This is a genomic window from uncultured Lactobacillus sp., assembly GCF_947367085.1.
Classification (GTDB): Bacteria; Bacillota; Bacilli; order Lactobacillales; family Lactobacillaceae; genus Lactobacillus.
Map to the genome: position 1 here is coordinate 1 of NZ_CANBCP010000102.1, position 2,898 is coordinate 2,898.

At 33.3% G+C, this 2,898-nt stretch carries 5 protein-coding genes; 3 read left to right on the forward strand and 2 right to left on the reverse strand.

Going from position 1 to position 2,898, the window contains the following annotated elements; genetic code table 11:
- Positions 1-25 precede the first annotated feature (25 nt).
- From Q0Y70_RS09765 to Q0Y70_RS09775, 3 genes are read left to right on the forward strand one after another with little or no spacing between them, the layout of a single operon-like run.
- Positions 26-394, forward strand: coding sequence for a GntR family transcriptional regulator (locus Q0Y70_RS09765; RefSeq protein WP_297820506.1), 369 nt, complete (start codon positions 26-28; stop codon positions 392-394).
- A complete protein-coding gene (locus Q0Y70_RS09770; protein WP_297820494.1) occupies positions 395-1,105 on the forward strand; it encodes an ABC transporter ATP-binding protein in 711 nt (236 codons plus the stop codon).
- A 1-nt stretch (position 1,106) separates the two neighbouring features.
- Complete coding sequence (locus Q0Y70_RS09775; RefSeq protein ID WP_297820497.1) at positions 1,107-1,934, forward strand: ABC transporter permease; 828 nt, start codon at positions 1,107-1,109, stop codon at positions 1,932-1,934.
- Between the two features lie 58 nt (positions 1,935-1,992).
- Here the strand turns inward: Q0Y70_RS09775 and Q0Y70_RS09780 are convergent, their stop codons facing one another.
- Positions 1,993-2,178 (reverse strand): LBP_cg2779 family protein, encoded by a 186-nt coding sequence (locus Q0Y70_RS09780; RefSeq protein ID WP_297820500.1) that lies wholly within the window; start codon positions 2,176-2,178, stop codon positions 1,993-1,995.
- A 25-nt stretch (positions 2,179-2,203) separates the two neighbouring features.
- Positions 2,204-2,785 carry a signal peptidase I gene (lepB, locus tag Q0Y70_RS09785; protein ID WP_297820503.1) on the reverse strand — a complete coding sequence of 194 codons (582 nt, stop codon included), beginning with the start codon at positions 2,783-2,785 and terminating at the stop codon, positions 2,204-2,206.
- Positions 2,786-2,898 lie beyond the last annotated feature (113 nt).

The window sequence follows — 2,898 nt, forward strand, 5'->3', positions numbered from 1 at the left end:
GATAAATAATACAGCAGGTGATAAGATGGAATTTCAAGATAATATTCCGATTTATATTCAAATTGAGAAGTATCTTTATCGACAAATTGCACTAGGAAAAATCAAGCCTGGTGAAAAAGTTCCTTCTGTACGTCAGTTGGCCGTTGATTTAACTGTAAATGTCAATACAGTTCAGCGTGCTCTTAATCAAATGAATACTGAAGGAATTTTAGAAGTAAAAAGAGGACTAGGTTCTTTTGTTACTACAGATACAAGATTGATTCTAAAAAAGCGTGAGGAGCTAATTCAAGATACTATGAGCGAGTTTTTAGAGAGTACAAGACAATTAGGCCTAACTCCTGAACAAACGCTTGAGAGGCTCAAAAAATACATTGAAGACAAGAAGGTAGATTAAATGAACAACTCACTTTTAGAAATTAAGAATCTGACTTATAAGAAAAATTTGCGGACAATTTTAAACGATATCAATCTAAACGTCGGCTACGGTAAGATCGTGGCTTTATTAGGAGAAAATGGTGCCGGAAAAACTACTTTAATTAGAATTATTTCTGGTATTGCTAAGAATTATCGCGGCAACGTCGCTGTTAATGGTCAACAAGATGAAGAAGCAAGAAAGAGTCAAGTTTCGATTACAGATGCATTGAAGGGTTTTAATGAATCAACTAAGATCGATGAAATTGAATTCTTCTATGAAAAAATTTATCCAGATTTCGACGATCATCAATTTAAAGAACTCCGTGAGTTTATGAAGTTAAGTGGGGATATGAAGTTGAGACAGCTTTCCAAAGGGATGAGAGAAAAACTTGAGATTGCACTCACACTGAGTAGAAAAGTTCCTTTATATTTATTAGATGAGCCATTTTCTGGAATTGATCCTTTAGCTAGAAAGCGTATCATTAATTCAATTCTTTTATGGAAAGATCCTAAAGCAACCATGATCATTTCAGACCACTTCGTAAATGAGATCACGACAATTTTGGATGAAGTAATCGTAGTTAAGGATAAAACAATTGCTTCACATATTGCAGCCGACGATATTAGAGCAAATGGTCAAAGCATTGAGCAATATTATGAAAGCATGTACGAAGATGGGGGAGCTGAATAAAATGACAAGTTTCAAAAATTTATTTGCACGCATGTCTAAAGCTAAAATGCGCAATATCTATTTATTAGTACTCATCCAGCTGGTTTCAAGTTTATTAATCACTATCTGGAGTTTGATTACGAGCAGTGGTTTTAGGGGCGATGCTGGGCTTTTATCTTGGTTCATTATTGTGATGACTTTGATGCCATTTATTGATATCGCTTATGTTTTTATTTCAACTTGGCAAAATGAAAAAGAATTTGATTCGCAGACCTGGCGCTTAATTCCAATTTCTTCAACTAAGTTTTATATTGCTAACATTTCTTCAGCAATCGTCAATGGCCTTTACTTAGTTGTCTTACAACTAGCAATGGGCATTGTAGCATTCTTACCAGCAGTTTTTGATCACAATATTCGTTTTAATGTTTGGCAAATTAGCAATGCCGTAGGAAAAGAAGTATCTGGCGGTAATTACTGGGCAAAATTTTTCGAAGCATTTCCAATTGGAATTTTGCTTAGCGAATTTATCGCATTTTTACTTTTTGCTTTTCTGATCTACAGCATCGTTGCAACAATTGACTTGTCAAGTAAAACAATTCTCGATTTCCTACCAGAAAGACACAGTAAGATTTTTAGAGCAATTATTATTATTGTCTTAGTCTTTGTCTTACTGATTGCTTCAGGTAATGTAATGAATATGCTTTATCAAATGGATCCAGCACATGTTATGACGGGTGAAATTAGATCATATTCATCAGTTTGGTTCACCAATTTCTATTTATTAATCTTCAGTTTAATCTTTAGTGGGATTAATATTTGGTTGCTAGCAAAATATCACGAAAGTAAGTAAGAGCATTAAAAAAGATGGTCATTTAGTTGACCATCTTTTTGTATATTAACTTTTTATTTTAAGAATTAGCTTGAATATAATCTAAAACTTGTTCAGCTTCTTCAGTGGTGAATTTCTCTTCGCCGCTTTTCATTGCATGAATCTTTTCAACGGAAAGGTGACTAGAAAATGCAAGTGCAGTATCATTCACATTGTTTTTTACTTCGAAATCGATGATTGCATCGGATAATTCTTGTGGACTCATTTTTACTCCTTATTTAAAACTCGACTTAGAAAAATCTAATTTGATTGAATGGGTAATAACGAACCTTTACTTCACCGACAATAGCACTCTTTTTAATAAAACCAATCATACGAGAGTCTTTTGATACATCTCGGTGATCACCCATTACAAAATAAGAATCTTTAGGAACACGTTCTACACCAAATAACTTCTTTAATGTAAAGTTGTTAGTATAAAGCTGGCCCTTTGGTAATTTCTTTTCGTATTGTGTTAGATAAGGTTCAGCAACTTTTTTACCGTTCACATATAGCGTATCATTCTTTGACTCAATTGTATCGCCAGGAACACCGATAATTCTTTTTATATATAAAGCGCCAGGTTCATCTGGGGCTTTTAAAATAACGATATCTCCGCGTTGTAATTTGGTGTGACGAACAGCAATGATGCGATCATTAGACTCAAACGTAGGCTGCATAGAGGGACCTGAGACGGTTTCATTTGCAAACACAAATTTAAATAATACTAAATATATACCCACACAAACTACAACAGTAATTAGGATATCTAGAATGGATTTTCCTAAAGACTCTTCTTGGGGTTGTCGCTTTTTATCTTGTTTTTTCGACATAAATTTTACTCCTTTAACCAATTACCTTTTATTATAACTGTTTTTGCCTTATTTGAATGGTAAAATCATATTAAGGAAAATTTTATGAATAATTATCAATTGAAAATTAATAA

What these genes read in the sequence shown, in the direction of transcription:
- Q0Y70_RS09765 (WP_297820506.1), top strand. Translation starts at nt 26, where the DNA reads ATGGAATTTCAAGATAATATTCCGATTTATATTCAAATTGAGAAGTAT.
- Q0Y70_RS09770 (WP_297820494.1), top strand. Translation starts at nt 395, where the DNA reads ATGAACAACTCACTTTTAGAAATTAAGAATCTGACTTATAAGAAAAAT.
- Q0Y70_RS09775 (WP_297820497.1), top strand. Translation starts at nt 1,107, where the DNA reads ATGACAAGTTTCAAAAATTTATTTGCACGCATGTCTAAAGCTAAAATG.
- Q0Y70_RS09780 (WP_297820500.1), bottom strand. Translation starts at nt 2,178, where the DNA reads ATGAGTCCACAAGAATTATCCGATGCAATCATCGATTTCGAAGTAAAA.
- lepB (WP_297820503.1), bottom strand. Translation starts at nt 2,785, where the DNA reads ATGTCGAAAAAACAAGATAAAAAGCGACAACCCCAAGAAGAGTCTTTA.